Consider the following 16340-nt stretch of genomic DNA (forward strand, 5'->3'; position numbering starts at 1 on the left):
TCGGCGGTTTGACCGGGCAATCCTGCCACAGGATATACGGTTGTTAAGTCCAGACCAGCGCAAAGATGGCGCTGTGACATTAAATTTGCAAGGACGAACGGTATGCGCCAGGACGGCTTTACCTTGCTTCAACTGTTGCTGGTTACCGGCCTGATCGGGCTGCTGGTGCAGCTGGCGGCGCCCGGGTTCCGGCAGTTGCTGGTCAACCAGCAGCGTCAGGTGGTGGCATTCGAATTGGCCAGCGGGCTGCGCTCGGCACGGGCGCAGGCGATCCTGCAGCAGCAGGACGTGCTGGTACAGGCCATCGACGACGACTGGGGCCTGGGCTGGTGGATGATCGTCGACAGCAGCGGCAAGGGGGTGGAGGATCCGAACAATCGGGTACTGCTGGAGCGGCGGCTCAGCGGCGCAGTGCCGGTGGTGGGCAATACCCGTCTGCTGACTCGCGCGCGGTTCATTGCCCAGGGTTGGCCGGCCTATACCGGCACGGGGCCGGGTAACGGCACCTTGCATATCTGTGAGCAGGGGGCGGCGGTGAGTCATTGGCGGGTGGTGATGGCCAACAGTGGGCGGATCAGAACCGAATCAGGTGCACGGGCCGAACAGCGCTGCGAGCCCGATGAAAAACTAGGGGGCTCTGCCCCCTCCCACACCGACTATCGCTGATGTGGGATGGGGCAAAGCCCCCCCAAGAGGCCGATTCGATTATGAGTGAAGTCAAATTAACGATTTGACCCGCAGTTCCTTGGGCATCGAGAAGGTGATGTTCTCCGGCCGGCCAGCCAGCTCATCGGCGCCGGTAGCGCCCCAGGCGTGCAGCTGCTCGATCACGCCGCGCACCAGCACTTCCGGTGCCGAGGCGCCGGCGGTGATGCCGATGCGCTGGGCACCGTCGAACCAGCTCTGCTGCAGGTCTTCGGCGCCGTCGATCAGGTAGGCCGGGGTGGCCATGCGCTCGGCCAGCTCGCGCAGGCGGTTGGAATTGGAGCTGTTAGGGCTGCCCACCACCAGTACCACGTCACACTCGTCGGCCAGCTGCTTGACCGCGTCCTGGCGGTTCTGCGTGGCGTAGCAGATGTCGTCCTTGCGCGGGCCGCCGATGGCCGGGAAACGGCTGCGCAGTGCGTCGATCACGCGACTGGTGTCGTCCATCGACAGCGTGGTCTGAGTGACGAACGCCAGGGATTCGGGGTTGCGCACCTGCAGCTTGGCAACGTCGGCCTCGTCTTCCACCAGGTAGATGGCGCCGCCATTGCTGGCGTCGTACTGACCCATGGTGCCTTCGACTTCCGGGTGGCCGGCGTGGCCAATGAGGATGCACTCGCGGCCGTCGCGGCTGTAGCGCGCCACCTCGATGTGCACCTTGGTCACCAGCGGGCAGGTCGCGTCGAACACTTTCAGGCCGCGACCGGCCGCTTCCTGGCGCACGGCCTGGGAAACGCCGTGGGCGCTGAAGATGACGATGACGTCATCGGGCACCTGGTCCAGCTCCTCGACGAAGATGGCCCCGCGCGCGCGCAGGTCTTCGACCACGAACTTGTTGTGCACCACTTCGTGGCGCACGTAGATCGGCGGGCCGAAGACTTCCAGGGCGCGGTTGACGATTTCGATCGCCCGGTCCACGCCTGCACAGAAACCACGGGGGTTGGCGAGTTTGATTTGCATGCTTGCCTCGGGGCTATTGAATAGCCGTGACCGAAATAATTTCCACTTCGAAGTTCAGGGTCTTGCCAGCCAGTGGATGGTTGAAGTCCACCGTAACCTGATTCTCGTCGAAGGCTTTGACCACGCCCGGCAGCTCGGTGTTGGCGGCATCGTTGAAGATCACCAGCAGGCCTTCGGAGAGGTCCATGCCGGTGAACTGCGAGCGCGGCATCACTTGCACGTTCTGCGGGTTGGGTTGGCCGAAAGCGTTCTCCGGCGGCACCACCACAGTCTTGCGGTCGCCGGCCTTGAAGCCGAACAGCATGGCTTCGAAGCCCGGCAACAGGTTGCCGTCGCCGACCTTGAAGGTGGCCGGCGCCTTGTCGAAGGTGCTGTCGACCGTGTCGCCGTTTTCCAGGTGCAGGGCGAAATGCAAGGTCACTTCGGTGTTCTGAGCAATACGCGCCTCAGTCATGCACGGCCTCCTGGGCTTTCTTGCCCTTGAGCATGTCCAGCGCCAGCATCACGGCGCCCACGGTAATGGCGCTGTCAGCCAGGTTGAACGCCGGGAAATACCAGACGTTGCGCCAGTGCACCAGCACGAAGTCGATCACATGGCCGAGCACCATGCGGTCGTACAGGTTGCCCAGCGCGCCACCGAGAATCAACGCCAGGGCGACCGCCAGCCAGGTGTCGCTGCGCCCCAGGCGCTTGAGCCAGACGATCAGCACCACGCTGACCACCACGGCGATGGCGGCGAAGAACCAGCGCTGCCAGCCGCCGCTGTCGGCCAGAAAGCTGAACGCCGCCCCGGTGTTGTAGGCCAGGGTCCAGCTGAACAGGTCGGGAATCACCACGATCTGCTGGTAGAGGTTCAGCGCATTCTCGAAGTACAGCTTGCTGACCTGGTCGAGGACCACCACCAGCACGCTGAGCACCAGCCAGGCCAACTGGCCACGGCCGGTACGAACGGCAACATCAGGCATAGTGACGCACCTCGCCCGGGCCGCTGATGTTGGTCACGCAGCGGTCGCAGATCTCCGGATGCTCCGGATCGCTGCCGACGGTTTCGATGAAGTGCCAGCAGCGCGCGCACTTGGCGTGGCCGGACTTGACCACCTTGAGCTTGAGCCCGCCGACCTCGGTGACCACGGCGTCTTGCGGCGCCTGCAGCAGCGGTGCAACGGCCGCCTTGGAGGTAATCAGCACGAAGCGCAGTTCGTTGCCGAGCTTGTCCAGGTCGGCTGCCAGGGCCTCTTCGGCGTACAGGGTCACTTCGGCTTGCAGGTTGCCGCCGATGGCCTTGGCCGCGCGCAGGTTTTCCAGTTCCTTGTTGACCGCAACCTTCACCGCCATGACGCGATCCCAGTAGCCGCGGTCCAGTTCGAAGCCGGCCGGCAGCTCACTGAGGCCTTCATACCAGGTGTTGAGCATCACCGATTCGTTGCGCTCGCCCGGCAGGTACTGCCACAGCTCGTCGGCGGTGAACGCCAGGATCGGTGCGATCCAGCGCACCAGCGCTTCGCTGATGTGATAAAGCGCGGTCTGGCAAGAGCGCCGCGCGGTGCTGTTGGCACCGGTGGTGTACTGGCGGTCCTTGATGATGTCCAGGTAGAAGCCGCCCAGCTCCTGCACGCAGAAATTGTGCACCTTGGAGTAGACGTTCCAGAAGCGGTACTCGCCGTAGTGCTCCTCGAGCTCGCGTTGCAACAGCAGCGCGCGGTCGACGGCCCAGCGGTCGAGGGCGATCATCTCTTGCGGCGCCAGCAGGTCGGTGGCCGGGTTGAAGCCGCTCAGGTTGGAGAGCAGGAAGCGCGCGGTGTTGCGGATGCGCCGGTAGGCGTCGGCGCTGCGCTGCAGGATGGTCTCGGAAACCGCCATCTCGCCCGAGTAGTCGGTGGCCGAGACCCACAGGCGCATGATGTCGGCGCCCAGGGTGTCGTTGACCTTCTGCGGGGCGATGACGTTGCCCAGCGACTTGGACATCTTGCGGCCGTTCTCGTCGACGGTGAAGCCGTGGGTCAGCAACTCGCGGTACGGCGCGTGGTTGTCGATGGCGCAGCCGGTCAGCAAGGAGGAGTGGAACCAGCCGCGGTGCTGGTCCGAACCTTCCAGGTACAGGTCGGCGCGCGGGCCGCTGGCATGGCCCATCGGGTGCGAGCCGCGCAGCACGTGCCAGTGGGTGGTGCCGGAGTCGAACCAGACGTCGAGGGTGTCGCTGATCTTGTCGTACTGACTGGCTTCGTCGCCCAGCAGTTCGGCGGCGTCGAGCTTGAACCAGGCTTCGATGCCTTGCTGCTCGACGCGCTGCGCCACTTCCTCCATCAGCTCGACGGTACGCGGGTGCAGCTCACCGGTGGCCTTGTGCAGGAAGAACGGGATCGGCACGCCCCAGTTGCGTTGACGCGAGATGCACCAGTCCGGACGGTTGGCGATCATCGAGTGCAGGCGCGCCTGGCCCCAGGCCGGAACGAATCTGGTCTCTTCGATGGCCTTGACTGCGCGCAGGCGCAGGGTGTCGCCAGTGACCGGCTGCTTGTCCATGCCGACGAACCACTGCGCGGTGGCGCGGTAGATCAGCGGGGTCTTGTGGCGCCAGCAGTGCATGTAGCTGTGGGTGATGACTTCGCTGTGCAGCAGCGCGCCGACTTCCGTCAGCTTGTCGAGGATCGGCTGGGTGGCCTTGAACACGAACTGGCCACCAAAGAACTCCAGCGAGTCGACGTACACGCCGTTGCTCTGCACCGGACCGATGATGTCGTCGTTGCTGCCGCCGTATTGCTTGTAGATATTGAAGTCGTCGAGGCCATAGGCTGGCGAGCTGTGGACGATACCGGTACCGGCGCCCAGCTCGACGTAGTCGGCCAGGTACACCGGCGACATACGGTCATAGAACGGGTGGCGGAAGTTGATCTGGTCCAGGGTCTTGCCGACCGTGGTGGCGATCACCGAGCCTTCGAGCTTGTAGCGGGCCAGGCACGACTCGACCAGTTCTTCGGCCAGCACCAGCAGGCGGTCACCGACGTCGACCAGGGCGTAGGTGAATTCCGGATGGACGTTGAGCGCCTGGTTGGCCGGGATGGTCCACGGGGTGGTGGTCCAGATGACCGCAGCGGCTGGCTTTTCCAGCCCCGACAGGCCAAAGGCGTCGGCCAGGCTCTGCTGGTCGGCGATCGGGAAGGCGACGTCGAGGGTCGAGGACTTCTTGTCCTGGTACTCCACCTCGGCCTCCGCCAGGGCCGAACCGCAGTCGAAGCACCAGTTGACCGGCTTCAGGCCCTTGAACACGAAGCCGCCCTTGACCATTTCCGCCAGGGCACGGATTTCACCGGCCTCGTTGACGAAGTTCATGGTCTTGTAGGGATTGGCCCAATCGCCCAGCACGCCGAGGCGGATGAATTCGGCCTTCTGACCTTCGATCTGCTCGCTGGCGTAGGCGCGGCACAGTTCGCGGGTCTTGTCGCCGCCCAGGTTCTTGCCGTGGGTGACCTCGACCTTGTGCTCGATCGGCAGGCCGTGGCAGTCCCAGCCCGGCACATAGGGGGCGTCGAACCCGGACAGGGTTTTCGAGCGGACGATCATGTCCTTGAGGATCTTGTTGACCGCATGACCGATGTGGATATTGCCGTTGGCGTAGGGCGGGCCGTCGTGCAGGACGAACTTGGGCCGATCCTTGCCGATTTCGCGCAGCTTCTGGTACAGGCCAATGCTGTCCCAGCGCTGCAGAGTTTGCGGCTCGCGCTGTGGCAGGCCGGCCTTCATCGGGAAGGCGGTGTCCGGAAGGTTTAGCGTGGCTTTGTAGTCGGTCATTTCAGGCTCTTGATTAACGGTTGGTCGTGCCAATGAGCACGAGCGGCGGCGACATCCGCATCGATCGCTGCCTTGAGCGCCTCAAGGGAGGCGAATCGCTGCTCATCGCGCAGCTTCTGGTGGAAAACCACCGTCAAACGCCGGTCGTAGAGATCCCCGGCAAAGTCCAGCAAATGCACTTCCAGGTGGGCTCGGCCATCACCTGCAACGGTTGGCCGTACGCCTATGTTGGCGACTCCCGGCCACATCTTGCCGCCGATCGGCACGCTGACCAGGTAGACCCCGGTGAACGGCACGCGGCGGCGCTTGAGCTGCACGTTGGCGGTCGGCCAACCGAGCTGGCGCGCCAGCTTCTGCCCGTGCAGCACGCGCCCGGCAATGCCGAACGGGCGGCCCAGCAGCTGCTCGGCCAGGGCGAAATCGGCCACGGCCAGCGCCTTGCGCACCTGCGTGCTGCTGACTCGCACCCCGCCCAGCTCGACGGTCTGCGCCGCCTCGACGCTGAAGCCGCGCATGGCGCCAGCCTGCAGCAGGAAATCGAAGTCACCGAGGCGGTCGCAGCCGAAGCGGAAGTCGTCGCCGACTTCCAGATGACGCACGCCGAGGCCGTCGACGAGGATGGTGTCGACGAACTCGGCGGCACTGAGCTGGCTCAGGCGGTCGTTGAACGACAGGCACAGCACCAGGTCGACGCCCTCCTCGGCCAGCAGCTCGAGCTTGTCGCGCAGCCGCGACAGGCGCGCCGGTGCGGTCAGCGGGGCGAAGTACTCGCGCGGCTGCGGCTCGAAAATCACCACGCAGGCGGGCACCGCCAACTCGGCGGCACGCTCGCGCAGCCTGGCCAGGATCGCCTGGTGGCCGCGGTGAACGCCGTCGAAATTGCCGATAGTGGCGACACAGCCCCGATGCTGGGGCCGCAGGTTGTGAAGACCTCGAACCAGCTGCATAACGCGCTTCTTGCTCATAAAGTGGTCGATTATAACCACACCCGGGCGCCGACGACAGGCGCAGCGTCACCAGCGGTAAAAACCGCCGTGCGGCTCATGTCAGGCCGCGGCGGGCGAAGTCCTTGAGGCGAAAGCCCATGGCGAACAGCAAACCGAAATACACCAGGACGCCGGCGCCCACTACCAAGCCCAGACGGCCGAAGCGCTGCAGCATGCCGCCGTCGGTCCAGGCCGGCATGACGTGCATCAGGCCCAGCAGCACCGCCGACATGGCCAGCACGGCGATCACCAGCTTGACCAGGAACGGCGTCCAGCCCGGCTGCGGCTCGAACAGGTTCTGCTGGCGCAGCTTCCAGAACAGCAGGCCGGCGTTCATGGTCGCGCCCAGGCTGATCGCCAGTGCCAGGCCAGCATGCTGCAGATGGCTGATCAGCAGCAGGTTGAACACCTGGGTCACCACCAGGGTGAACAGGCCGATCTTCACCGGGGTGCGGATGTTCTGCTGGGCGTAGAAACCGGGGGCCAGCACCTTGATCAGGATGATCCCCAGCAGCCCCACCGAGTAGGCGATCAGCGCGCGCTGGGTCATGGCGGCGTCCAGCGCGCTGAACTTGCCATACTGGAACAGCGCCACGGTCAGCGGCTCGGCGAGGATGCACAAGGCCAGCGCACAGGGCAGCACCATGACAAAACACAGGCGCAGGCCCCAGTCGAGAATCCGCGAGTACTCGTGGCGGTCCTTGTTGGCGTAGGTGCGCGCCAGGGTCGGCAGCAGGATGGTGCCCAGGGCCACGCCGAGCACCCCGGACGGCAGCTCCATCAGGCGGTCGGCGTAGTACATCCACGACACCGAGCCGGCCACCAGGAAGGAGGCGAAAATGGTGTTGATGATCAGCGAGATCTGGCTGATGGACACGCCGAGGATCGCCGGCAGCATCTGCTTCATGACCCGCAGCGCGCCGCTGTCGCGAAAGTTGATGCGCGGCAGCACCAGCATGCCGATCTTCTTCAGGTGCGGCAGCTGGTAGCACAGTTGCAACGCGCCGCCGACCACCACGGCCCAGCCCAGCGCCATCACCGGCGGATGGAAGTACGGGGTGAGGAAGAGGGCAAAGACGATCATCGACAGGTTGAGCAGGGTCGGGGTGAAGGCCGGCACCGAAAAGCGGTTCCAGGTGTTGAGGATCGCCCCGACGAAAGACGACATGGAGATCAGCAATATATAGGGGAAGGTCACCCGCAGCAGGTCGCTGGTGAGCTGGAATTTTTCCGGAGTGGTGGCGAAGCCGGGAGCCGTGGCCCAGATCACCCAAGGCGCGGCGAGCATGCCGGCAACGGTCACCAGGGTCAGGGCCAGGGTCAGCAGGCCAGCCACATAAGCGACGAAGGTGCGCGTCGCCTCCTCGCCCTTTTGCTGCTTGTATTCGGCCAGGATCGGCACGAAGGCCTGGGAGAAGGCCCCTTCGGCGAAGATCCGGCGCAGCAGGTTGGGCAGCTTGAAGGCGATGAAGAAGGCGTCGGTGGCCATGCCGGCGCCGAAGATGCGCGCCACGATGGTATCGCGGACAAAGCCCAGCACCCGCGAGATCATGGTGATGGAGCTGACTGCAGCCAGGGATTTAAGGAGGTTCATCGAAAGATTTTCATGCCTTGTGGACAAACAGCAGGCCCTGACGCGCTCAGGTATGCGATACTCCGCGCCGCATCAGCAGGCAGAGCCAAAAAGCGCGAGTTTACAGGTCGTGCGCCAGAAGTGAATCACTTCGAACGCCCGACTACCACTCAGCGGAACGTATCAACCGCCCTTGACAACAGATCAACTCATCGGCATGATTCGCGGCCTATTTTGTTTGCTATTTAAAAAGTCTTTCCGAGGAGCTCGACGGTGGCCAACTCACCTTCTGCCAAAAAACGTGCAAAACAGGCTGAGAAGCGTCGCAGCCACAACGCCAGCCTGCGTTCCATGGTCCGTACCTACATCAAGAACGTAGTGAAGGCCATCGACGCCAAGGACGCTGAAAAGGCGCAAAACGCTTACGTTCTGGCTGTGCCTGTTATCGACCGTCTGGCCGACAAAGGCATCATCCACAAGAACAAGGCTGCTCGTCATAAAAGCCGCCTGAACGGCCACATCAAGGCGCTGAACCAAGCTGCTGCAGCTTGAGCTAATCGCCTGATGTAGAAAAAACCGGCCCCAGGGCCGGTTTTTTTGTGCCTGCAGAAGTCGCGGCATAACTGTTGTCGGCCAGCGGCGGTGGGAGGGGGCAAAGCCCCCGAGAGGCCGCCAGGCCGACTTGATCTTCATCATCAACAGCCCGCAGCCACAGCCCGCCCGCCCCCTACACCGTCGCCACCCTCCCCTATTGGGGCGCAACAGCCGTCCAGGGCAGGATGGGGATCGCCGTCACCGCATTCTGCGGACTGCCCTCGATCATGCGGTCGCTGTACACCAGGTAAACCAGGGTATTGCGCTTCTTGTCGAGAAAGCGCACCACCTGCATGGTCTTGAACACCAGCGAGGTGCGCTCCTTGAACACCTCGTCGCCATCCTTGAGCTCCTCCTTGAAATGGATCGGCCCAACCTGGCGGCAGGCAATGGAAGCCTCGGCACGATCTTCGGCCAACCCCAGGCCACCCTTGACCCCGCCGGTCTTGGCCCGCGACAGGTAGCAGGTCACGCCATCGACCTTGGGATCGTCGAAGGCTTCGACGACGATGCGGTCGTTGGGCCCGAGGAACTTGAACACCGTGGAGACCTGACCGATTTCGTCGGCCCTCGCCGCCATCGGCAGAACCAACAGTGCGGCACATAGCCCTTGAATCAGTCGCATGGTTTGTATTTCCTTGGGTCAGACCAGAATCAGATTGTCGCGATGGACCAGCTCGGGCTCGGCGCTGTAGCCCAGCAGGGCCTCGATGGCATCCGAAGGCTGACCGATGATCTTCTGCGCCTCGGCAGCGCTGTAGTTGGCCAGGCCACGGGCGATCTCGCGCCCGTCAGCTGCCACACAGACGACCATCTCGCCACGGCGAAACGCGCCTTGCACCGCTTTCACACCCACCGGCAGCAGGCTCTTGCGCCCGCCCAGCAGGGCCTCGACGGCGCCGTCATCCAGGGTCAGGGTGCCACGGGTCTGCAGATGCCCGGCCAGCCACTGCTTGCGCGCCGCCAGCATGCCGCGCTCGGGCGACAGCAGCGTGCCGAGGCGCTCGCCGGCCTTGAGGCGATCCAGTACGCGCTCCAGCCGCCCGCCGACGATCACCGTGTGCGCCCCGGAACGCGCCGCCAGGCGCGCGGCGCGCAGCTTGGTCTGCATACCACCGCGACCCAGCGCACCACCGGTGCCCCCGGCCACCGCGTCCAGCGCCGGATCGTCCGCACGCGCTTCGTAAATCAGCTTGGCGTCGGGGTTATTGCGCGGATCGGCATCGAACATGCCGTCACGGTCGGTGAGGATCACCAGCAAATCGGCCTCCACCAGGTTGGCGACCAGCGCGGCCAGGGTGTCGTTGTCGCCGAAGCGGATCTCGTCGGTGACCACCGTGTCGTTTTCGTTGATGACCGGCACCACACCCAGCTCGACCAGGGTGCGCAGGGTGCTGCGCGCATTGAGGTAGCGCTTGCGGTCGGAGAGGTCGTCGTGGGTCAGGAGGATCTGCGCGGTGTGCCGGCCATGCTCGGCAAAGCTCGACTCCCAGGCTTGCACCAGACCCATCTGGCCAATGGCGGCAGCGGCCTGCAGCTCATGCATGCCACTGGGGCGCTTGGCCCAGCCGAGCCGGCTCATGCCGGCAGCCACGGCACCGGACGAGACCAGCACCAGCTCGACGCCCGCCTCGTGCAACGCCACCATCTGCTCGACCCAGACACCCATGGCCGCGCGATCCAGACCCTTGCCGTCGGCGGTCAGCAGCGCGCTGCCGATCTTCACGACCCAGCGCTGGGCACCTGTCACCTTGCTCCGCATCATTTTGCAACCTATCCCGGGGCTATCTATAGAGTAAGAACCAAAAACGCCGCGCCCTGGGGAGGGCGCGGCGTCTTATGGTACTACGGAGCCGGGATTTGCGGTGCTCCCCCGTAAAAAGCTGGAGGGCTCATGTGGGAGGGGGCGAAGCCGCTGAAGACCAACAGATCGCGGGCTGCCGCCCACTCCCACATCAAGCAAGAGCGACCCAGCGCAATCAATCACGCACGTAAATGATTTCCGGACCGTCTTCGGCGTCTTCTTCATCCCAGAAGCTGTCGCTGTCGTCGCCGATGTCATGCACGCTCTTCACGCCGCTGCGGCGCAGCGCACGCTGGTCGTCCAGGGCCTGCAGCTGGGCGCGGGCCTCGTCTTCGATGTTCTGGTCGAGCTCGGCCAGCTCTTCGCGGTAGACCGGGTCGTTGGCCAGGCGATCGAGACGATCTTCGAGGTAGCGCATGATGTCCTGGCTGAGCTTCTCGGTGCCCAGCTTGGAGATCGCCGAAATCACGTAGACCGGCCCTTCCCACTGCAAACGGTCGACGATTTCCTTGACGCGCTCGTCATGCTCCTCGTCGAGGATCTGGTCGCACTTGTTCAGCACCAGCCAGCGGTCACGCTCGGCCAGCGCCGGGCTGAATTTGACCAGCTCGTTGACGATGACTTCGGCGGCATCGGCCGGGCTGGTTTCATCCAGCGGCGCCATGTCGACCAGGTGCAACAGCAGACGGGTACGCGCCAGGTGCTTGAGGAAGCGAATGCCCAGGCCGGCGCCATCGGAAGCGCCTTCGATCAGGCCGGGAATGTCGGCCACCACAAAGCTCTTCCAACGGTCGACGCTGACCACACCGAGGTTCGGCACCAGGGTGGTGAACGGGTAGTCGGCGACTTTCGGCTTGGCTGCCGACACGGCGCGAATCAGCGTGCTCTTGCCGGCGTTCGGCAGGCCCAGCAGACCGACGTCCGCCAGCACTTTCATTTCCAGCTTGAGGTCGCGCTGCTCGCCCGGCTTGCCCGGCGTGGTCTGGCGCGGCGCGCGGTTGGTACTGGACTTGAAGCGGGTGTTCCCCAGCCCGTGCCAGCCACCTTGCACCACCATCAGTTTCTGCCCGGCCTTGGTCAGGTCGCCGATGACTTCCTGAGTGGCCGAGTCGATCACCGTGGTGCCCACCGGCACGCGCAGGATCAGGTCCTCGCCTTTTTTACCGGTGCAATCGGTGCTGCCGCCATTGGAGCCGCGCTCGGCATCGAAGTGACGGGTATAACGGTAGTCGACCAGGGTGTTGAGGTTCTCGTCGGCGACCATGTAGATCGAGCCGCCGTCACCACCGTCACCGCCGTTGGGACCACCATTTTCAATGAATTTTTCGCGGCGGAAGCTCATGCACCCGTTGCCGCCATCACCCGCCTTCACGCGGATGGACACTTCATCTACAAACTTCATAAAAAACGCCTCTCGCCCAACGGACGAGCCAAGTAAAGCCAAGACATAAGGCTCTTGCAAAAATGAGCGCGGTGGACCCCGTCAACGACACTCGCACCGCCCGCCCACTGCAAACAGCTTTGCAAGAGACTCACCCCACAAACGAAAAAGCCCCGTCGCGAGACAGGGCTTTTCCAGCGATCTCGCGATTAAGCCGCGACAACGCTCACGTAACGACGACCGAAGGCGCCTTTCACTTCAAACTTGATCACGCCTTCGACTTTGGCGAACAGGGTGTGATCTTTACCCATGCCAACACCGTAACCGGCGTGGAATTGGGTGCCGCGCTGACGCACGATGATGTTGCCCGCTTTGATAGCCTGGCCGCCATACATCTTCACGCCAAGGCGTTTGGCTTCTGAGTCGCGACCGTTACGGGTACTACCACCAGCTTTTTTGTGTGCCATGAGTCAATTCTCCTAGAGAGGATTAGGCTGAAATTAAGCCTGAATACCGGTGATTTTGATCTCGGTGTACCACTGGCGGTGGCCCATACGCTTCATGTGGTGCTTACGACGACGGAACTTGATGATGCGGACTTTATCGTGACGACCTTGGGAGATCACTTCAGCCACAACGGTAGCGCCGGCAACAACAGGAGCGCCGATGTTCACGTCGTCGCCGTTGGCAACCAACAGAACGCGGTCAAAAGTCACGGATTCGCCAGTGGCGATTTCCAGTTTTTCGATTTTCAGGTATTCACCTGGGGCGACCTTGTATTGCTTGCCACCAGTAACGATTACTGCGTACGACATGGTATTTCTCCGATAATCCTGCTCACCCAGCTCTTTATAAGTAGAGTGTCGGCTGGCATGGCTGCATGGGATGGAACGACCCAAATGCAATTGCGTAAGGCAGGTGCTGCCCAGGAAGTTCAGGGTGCGCGATTGTACGCAAGGCGCGCAGTCCTTGCAAGAGCCCCGAGTGTTGCCTTGACACACCCCAGCCTGAGACCTAGCATGCCGCGCAACCCTTTTGGAGCACCTCTCGCTGATGCAACCCCAAGCCTTCTACCGCGCGGTGGCGGACGATTTCAAAGCCGTCGACGAGATCATCAAGAAGCAGTTGACCTCGCGCGTACCGCTGGTGTCGAAAATCGGCGATTACATCACCTCGGCCGGCGGCAAGCGCCTGCGTCCTTTATTAGTATTGCTCTGCGGCAAAGCCTTGGGGCGAGAAGGCGACGACCTGCGTCTGCTGGCCGCCACCATCGAGTTTCTGCACACCGCCACCCTGCTGCACGACGACGTGGTCGATATGTCCGGCATGCGCCGTGGGCGCTCCACCGCCAATGCCATGTGGGGCAACGCGCCCAGCGTGCTGGTGGGTGACTTCCTGTATTCGCGCTCGTTCGAGATGATGGTCGAACTGGGCTCGATGCCGGTCATGCGCATCCTGTCCCAGGCTACCCGCATCATCGCCGAGGGCGAAGTGCTGCAGCTGTCCAAGGTGCGCGACGCCAGCACCAGCGAAGAAACCTACATGGAAGTCATCCGCGGCAAGACCGCGATGCTCTTCGAGGCTTCAACCCACAGCGCCGCCGCCCTGGCCGAGGCCAGCGACGAACAGCGCGAGGCCCTGCGCACCTTCGGCGATCACCTGGGCGTGGCCTTCCAACTGGTCGACGACCTGCTCGACTACCGTGGCGACGCCGAGACCCTGGGCAAGAACGTCGGCGACGACCTCGCCGAAGGCAAGCCGACCCTGCCGCTGATCTACACCATGCGCGAAGGCACCGCCGAACAGGCTGCGCTGGTGCGCCGGGCGATCCAGAAGGGCGGCATCGAAGACCTGGAGAGCATCCGCGAAGCGGTGGAAAGCTCCGGCGCGCTGGACTACACCGCCCGCCTGGCCCAGGACTACGTAGCCCGCGCCATCGAATGCCTGAGTGCACTGCCGGCCAGCGAGTATCGCGATGCGCTGATCGAACTGAGCCAGTTCGCGGTCGCGCGCGCCCATTGATCAACACGCCGGCCCGGTACTGCCGGGCCGGCGCCTGTCATTCCCCCGCCCCAGAGGACGCCTGTGAGCACCCTGCCCGCCTGCCCGAAATGCAATTCGCCCTACACCTACGAAGATGGCACCCAGCTGGTCTGCCCCGAATGCAGCCACGAATGGTCGGCCGGCGGTGAGGCCGAGGCGGCTGGCGACAGCAAGGTGATCAAGGATTCGGTCGGCAACGTGCTGACCGACGGCGACACCATCACCGTGATCAAGGACCTCAAGGTCAAGGGCTCATCCCTGGTGGTGAAGGTCGGCACCAAGGTCAAGAACATCCGCCTGGTGGATGGCGACCATGACATCGACTGCAAGATCGATGGCATCGGCGCGATGAAGCTGAAGTCGGAGTTTGTGCGCAAGGTCTGAAGCCGCCGCCGTCTTTGCGATAAAACGGGCTTGCTATTCTTTGAATAAGAATTATTCTCATTGAATGCATTCAAGGAGAATCGCCATGACCTATCTGATCGACGCCTGGCTGGACCGCCCACATCCCTACCTGCGCATTCTCAATCGCGAGACGGGCCAGGTGTGTGCGGTGCTGGAGGAAGAAGCGCTGGACGAGCTGCGCGACCAAGGGGACCTGGACATGAACGGCTTGTCGTCCAGCGAGCCGATCGTGCTCAAGGAGCTGGTGCGCAATCTGTTTCTGTTCTGCTATGCCCGGGCGTTGCGGCCGGCCAGTGAGCTGCATTGAGCAAGGTGCTCGGGAACGGTTCTGCCGGTTCCCGAGCAAGCTCGGTGTTACAGAACGTCCAGCAGTTCCACATCGAACACCAGCACGCTGTGCGGCGGGATGCTGCCCACGCCCTGAGCGCCGTAGGCCAGTTCGCTCGGCACGTACAGGCGCCATTTGCTGCCGGCGCCCATCAGTTGCAGGGCTTCGGTCCAGCCGGCGATCACACCGTTGACCGGGAATTCGGCTGGCTCGCCACGATCGTAGGAGCTGTCGAACACGGTGCCGTCGATCAGGGTGCCGTGGTAGTGGGTGCGCACGGTGTCTTCGGCGGACGGCTTGGCGCCGCTGCCTGCGGTCAGCACCTGGTACTGCAGGCCCGAGGCCAGGGTGGTGATGCCGTCGCGCTTGGCGTTGTCGGCCAGGAAGGCCTTGCCGGCGCCGGCGGCCGCTTCGGCCTTGGCCGCCGCTTCGGCCTGCATCACTTCACGAATCACCTTGAAGCTGGCCGACAGCTCTTCCTGGCTGACACGGCTGGCGTGGCCACGGAAGGCGTCGGTCAGGCCGACCAGGATGGCTTCCAGGCTGACACCCGGTGGCGGGTTGTCGCGCAGCTGGTCGCCCAGCTGGCGGCCGATACCGTAGCTGACGCGGGTTTCGTCGGTAGACAGTTGTACTTCGGACATGTCGATGCTCCGCAGTGGGGCGATGCCGAAACAGCGCACGCCCGAATCAAAAGGGCCAGCAGACTAGCACAGCCTCAATGTTTGGTCAGTTTGTCCAGGTACCCCATGGCGAATGCCGACACCACGAAGGTCATGTGGATGATCACGTACCACATCAGGTATTGCGGCTCGATGTTGCGTGCGTCCATGAACACCCGCAGCAGATGAATCGAGGAGATCGCCACGATCGACGCCGCCACTTTCATTTTCAGCGAGGTGGAGTCCATCTTGCCCAGCCAGCTGAGCTTCTCCACACCGTCGTCGATGTCCAGCTGGGAGACGAAGTTCTCGTAGCCTGAAATCATCACCATCACCAGCAGGCCGCCCACCAGCGCCATGTCGATCAGCGACAGCAACATCAGAATCAGGTCGGCTTCGCCCAGGGAGAACACGTTGGGCAGGACGTGGAACACTTCCTGGAAAAATTTCAGGGCCAGGGCCAGCAGGCCCAGCGACAGACCCACGTAGATAGGCGCCAGCAGCCAGCGCGAGGCATACATGGTTTTTTCGATCAAGCGTTCCATTGCAACTCACAGAGGTTCGGGAAGAAGACGGCGCCGTTCGCCAGGAACGGTGCGCCGGGCATTCTAGCCCCTCAACGCTCCGGTCGGAACTGAAAGTCGGCCACTTCGGGGCGCCGCTCGTGGTTGAGCTTGCGCAGTTGCGCTTGCAGGTGCAGGCACCAGATCTGCGGGTCGTCGGCCAGGCTGTAGCCATGCAGGGTCAGGCTGTCGACGATGGAATCGAGGATGTTCTGGGCGACGGACGGACCGCTGAACGGGCCTTGGGCCTTGATCGCGGTAGGTTGTTCGCCGGCCATTCCGGCGGCGAACAGTAGAGTCCACAAGCCACTATCACCTGCCAGCGGACGAATCGAGCATTCGATGCGGGTCTGCAGACCCAGGCATTGGCGTGTCAGGCAAAGGCTGCGCGGCATGGCGGATACCCTCGGTGAACTCTTGTCGGACCCCACGAGGCAAGGCCTGAGGTCCCTTCCCATCCAGCAAGCCGTGGATAGCCTATGGAGCAAAGCATAGAACAAAAGTTCGCCAGGCAAATCCCGAGGCGCCCAGTGGTCATTATGCCATC

The 16340-nt window shown here is 63.4% G+C and carries 19 protein-coding genes; 5 read left to right on the forward strand and 14 right to left on the reverse strand.

Features of this window, described 5'->3' with window-relative positions; all coding sequences use genetic code 11:
* Window positions 1-102 precede the first annotated feature (102 nt).
* The gene (locus SFA35_RS22470) at window positions 103-666 is read left to right on the forward strand and encodes a GspH/FimT family pseudopilin (RefSeq protein ID WP_320572816.1); all 564 of its coding nucleotides are present in this window, start codon (window positions 103-105) and stop codon (window positions 664-666) included.
* A 51-nt stretch (window positions 667-717) separates the two neighbouring features.
* On the opposite strand, the gene ispH is transcribed toward SFA35_RS22470, so the two are convergent.
* The 6 genes from ispH to murJ form a co-directional block, all read right to left on the reverse strand.
* Window positions 718-1665, reverse strand: a complete 948-nt coding sequence (ispH, locus tag SFA35_RS22475) for a 4-hydroxy-3-methylbut-2-enyl diphosphate reductase (protein ID WP_320572818.1) — start codon at window positions 1663-1665, stop codon at window positions 718-720.
* Window positions 1666-1678: 13 nt separating this feature from the next.
* Entirely contained in the window at window positions 1679-2119 is a 441-nt protein-coding gene (locus SFA35_RS22480; protein ID WP_320572820.1) for a peptidylprolyl isomerase, read from the reverse strand.
* Complete coding sequence (gene lspA / locus SFA35_RS22485; RefSeq protein WP_320572822.1) at window positions 2112-2630, reverse strand: signal peptidase II; 519 nt, start codon at window positions 2628-2630, stop codon at window positions 2112-2114. The genes SFA35_RS22480 and lspA overlap by 8 nt, the downstream gene beginning before the upstream one ends.
* Window positions 2623-5454: an isoleucine--tRNA ligase gene (gene ileS / locus SFA35_RS22490; protein ID WP_320572823.1), complete on the reverse strand. Its 2832-nt coding sequence runs from the start codon at window positions 5452-5454 to the stop codon at window positions 2623-2625. The genes lspA and ileS overlap by 8 nt, the downstream gene beginning before the upstream one ends.
* Window positions 5451-6401, reverse strand: a complete 951-nt coding sequence (gene ribF / locus SFA35_RS22495) for a bifunctional riboflavin kinase/FAD synthetase (protein ID WP_320572825.1) — start codon at window positions 6399-6401, stop codon at window positions 5451-5453. The genes ileS and ribF overlap by 4 nt, the downstream gene beginning before the upstream one ends.
* A gap of 94 nt (window positions 6402-6495) precedes the next feature.
* Window positions 6496-8034, reverse strand: coding sequence for a murein biosynthesis integral membrane protein MurJ (murJ, locus tag SFA35_RS22500; protein WP_320572827.1), 1539 nt, complete (start codon window positions 8032-8034; stop codon window positions 6496-6498).
* A gap of 252 nt (window positions 8035-8286) precedes the next feature.
* Here murJ and rpsT point away from each other — a divergent pair, with 252 nt between their 5' ends.
* Window positions 8287-8565, forward strand: coding sequence for a 30S ribosomal protein S20 (gene rpsT / locus SFA35_RS22505; protein WP_320572829.1), 279 nt, complete (start codon window positions 8287-8289; stop codon window positions 8563-8565).
* A gap of 196 nt (window positions 8566-8761) precedes the next feature.
* On the opposite strand, the gene SFA35_RS22510 is transcribed toward rpsT, so the two are convergent.
* The 5 genes from SFA35_RS22510 to rplU all read right to left on the reverse strand — a co-directional run bounded on the left by SFA35_RS22510 (window position 8762) and on the right by rplU (window position 12607).
* Window positions 8762-9232 (reverse strand): CreA family protein, encoded by a 471-nt coding sequence (locus SFA35_RS22510; RefSeq protein WP_320572830.1) that lies wholly within the window; start codon window positions 9230-9232, stop codon window positions 8762-8764.
* Window positions 9233-9250: 18 nt separating this feature from the next.
* Entirely contained in the window at window positions 9251-10369 is a 1119-nt protein-coding gene (gene proB, locus SFA35_RS22515) for a glutamate 5-kinase (RefSeq protein ID WP_320579190.1), read from the reverse strand.
* A gap of 217 nt (window positions 10370-10586) precedes the next feature.
* Window positions 10587-11813 carry an Obg family GTPase CgtA gene (gene cgtA / locus SFA35_RS22520; RefSeq protein WP_320572831.1) on the reverse strand — a complete coding sequence of 409 codons (1227 nt, stop codon included), beginning with the start codon at window positions 11811-11813 and terminating at the stop codon, window positions 10587-10589.
* Window positions 11814-12001: 188 nt separating this feature from the next.
* Window positions 12002-12259: a 50S ribosomal protein L27 gene (rpmA, locus tag SFA35_RS22525; RefSeq protein ID WP_003281574.1), complete on the reverse strand. Its 258-nt coding sequence runs from the start codon at window positions 12257-12259 to the stop codon at window positions 12002-12004.
* A gap of 33 nt (window positions 12260-12292) precedes the next feature.
* Window positions 12293-12607 (reverse strand): 50S ribosomal protein L21, encoded by a 315-nt coding sequence (rplU, locus tag SFA35_RS22530; protein WP_003176051.1) that lies wholly within the window; start codon window positions 12605-12607, stop codon window positions 12293-12295.
* 238 nt (window positions 12608-12845) lie between these two features.
* On the opposite strand from rplU, the gene SFA35_RS22535 reads away from it, so the two are divergent.
* From SFA35_RS22535 to SFA35_RS22545, 3 genes are all read left to right on the forward strand, one after another.
* A complete protein-coding gene (locus SFA35_RS22535) occupies window positions 12846-13814 on the forward strand; it encodes a polyprenyl synthetase family protein (RefSeq protein ID WP_320572848.1) in 969 nt (322 codons plus the stop codon).
* A gap of 63 nt (window positions 13815-13877) precedes the next feature.
* Complete coding sequence (locus SFA35_RS22540) at window positions 13878-14219, forward strand: zinc ribbon domain-containing protein YjdM (RefSeq protein ID WP_320572850.1); 342 nt, start codon at window positions 13878-13880, stop codon at window positions 14217-14219.
* A gap of 85 nt (window positions 14220-14304) precedes the next feature.
* Complete coding sequence (locus tag SFA35_RS22545) at window positions 14305-14547, forward strand: hypothetical protein (protein ID WP_320572852.1); 243 nt, start codon at window positions 14305-14307, stop codon at window positions 14545-14547.
* 47 nt (window positions 14548-14594) lie between these two features.
* Here the strand turns inward: SFA35_RS22545 and SFA35_RS22550 are convergent, their stop codons facing one another.
* From SFA35_RS22550 to SFA35_RS22560, 3 genes are all read right to left on the reverse strand, one after another.
* A complete protein-coding gene (locus tag SFA35_RS22550) occupies window positions 14595-15212 on the reverse strand; it encodes an FKBP-type peptidyl-prolyl cis-trans isomerase (RefSeq protein WP_320572855.1) in 618 nt (205 codons plus the stop codon).
* A gap of 74 nt (window positions 15213-15286) precedes the next feature.
* Window positions 15287-15775, reverse strand: a complete 489-nt coding sequence (locus tag SFA35_RS22555; protein ID WP_320572857.1) for a TIGR00645 family protein — start codon at window positions 15773-15775, stop codon at window positions 15287-15289.
* Window positions 15776-15846: 71 nt separating this feature from the next.
* Window positions 15847-16188: a hypothetical protein gene (locus SFA35_RS22560; protein WP_320572860.1), complete on the reverse strand. Its 342-nt coding sequence runs from the start codon at window positions 16186-16188 to the stop codon at window positions 15847-15849.
* Window positions 16189-16340: the final 152 nt, after the last annotated feature.

This window comes from Pseudomonas sp. HR96 (genome assembly GCF_034059295.1).
GTDB lineage: Bacteria > Pseudomonadota > Gammaproteobacteria > Pseudomonadales > Pseudomonadaceae > Aquipseudomonas.

Excerpts from the sequence above, each read along its gene's own strand:
- murJ (WP_320572827.1), bottom strand. The coding sequence starts at position 8,034 with ATGAACCTCCTTAAATCCCTGGCTGCAGTCAGCTCCATCACCATGATC.
- SFA35_RS22510 (WP_320572830.1), bottom strand. The coding sequence starts at position 9,232 with ATGCGACTGATTCAAGGGCTATGTGCCGCACTGTTGGTTCTGCCGATG.
- rplU (WP_003176051.1), bottom strand. The coding sequence starts at position 12,607 with ATGTCGTACGCAGTAATCGTTACTGGTGGCAAGCAATACAAGGTCGCC.
- lspA (WP_320572822.1), bottom strand. The coding sequence starts at position 2,630 with ATGCCTGATGTTGCCGTTCGTACCGGCCGTGGCCAGTTGGCCTGGCTG.
- SFA35_RS22535 (WP_320572848.1), top strand. The coding sequence starts at position 12,846 with ATGCAACCCCAAGCCTTCTACCGCGCGGTGGCGGACGATTTCAAAGCC.
- SFA35_RS22545 (WP_320572852.1), top strand. The coding sequence starts at position 14,305 with ATGACCTATCTGATCGACGCCTGGCTGGACCGCCCACATCCCTACCTG.
- proB (WP_320579190.1), bottom strand. The coding sequence starts at position 10,369 with ATGCGGAGCAAGGTGACAGGTGCCCAGCGCTGGGTCGTGAAGATCGGC.
- SFA35_RS22550 (WP_320572855.1), bottom strand. The coding sequence starts at position 15,212 with ATGTCCGAAGTACAACTGTCTACCGACGAAACCCGCGTCAGCTACGGT.
- rpmA (WP_003281574.1), bottom strand. The coding sequence starts at position 12,259 with ATGGCACACAAAAAAGCTGGTGGTAGTACCCGTAACGGTCGCGACTCA.
- SFA35_RS22480 (WP_320572820.1), bottom strand. The coding sequence starts at position 2,119 with ATGACTGAGGCGCGTATTGCTCAGAACACCGAAGTGACCTTGCATTTC.
- ileS (WP_320572823.1), bottom strand. The coding sequence starts at position 5,454 with ATGACCGACTACAAAGCCACGCTAAACCTTCCGGACACCGCCTTCCCG.
- cgtA (WP_320572831.1), bottom strand. The coding sequence starts at position 11,813 with ATGAAGTTTGTAGATGAAGTGTCCATCCGCGTGAAGGCGGGTGATGGC.
- ispH (WP_320572818.1), bottom strand. The coding sequence starts at position 1,665 with ATGCAAATCAAACTCGCCAACCCCCGTGGTTTCTGTGCAGGCGTGGAC.
- SFA35_RS22560 (WP_320572860.1), bottom strand. The coding sequence starts at position 16,188 with ATGCCGCGCAGCCTTTGCCTGACACGCCAATGCCTGGGTCTGCAGACC.
- SFA35_RS22470 (WP_320572816.1), top strand. The coding sequence starts at position 103 with ATGCGCCAGGACGGCTTTACCTTGCTTCAACTGTTGCTGGTTACCGGC.
- SFA35_RS22555 (WP_320572857.1), bottom strand. The coding sequence starts at position 15,775 with ATGGAACGCTTGATCGAAAAAACCATGTATGCCTCGCGCTGGCTGCTG.
- ribF (WP_320572825.1), bottom strand. The coding sequence starts at position 6,401 with ATGCAGCTGGTTCGAGGTCTTCACAACCTGCGGCCCCAGCATCGGGGC.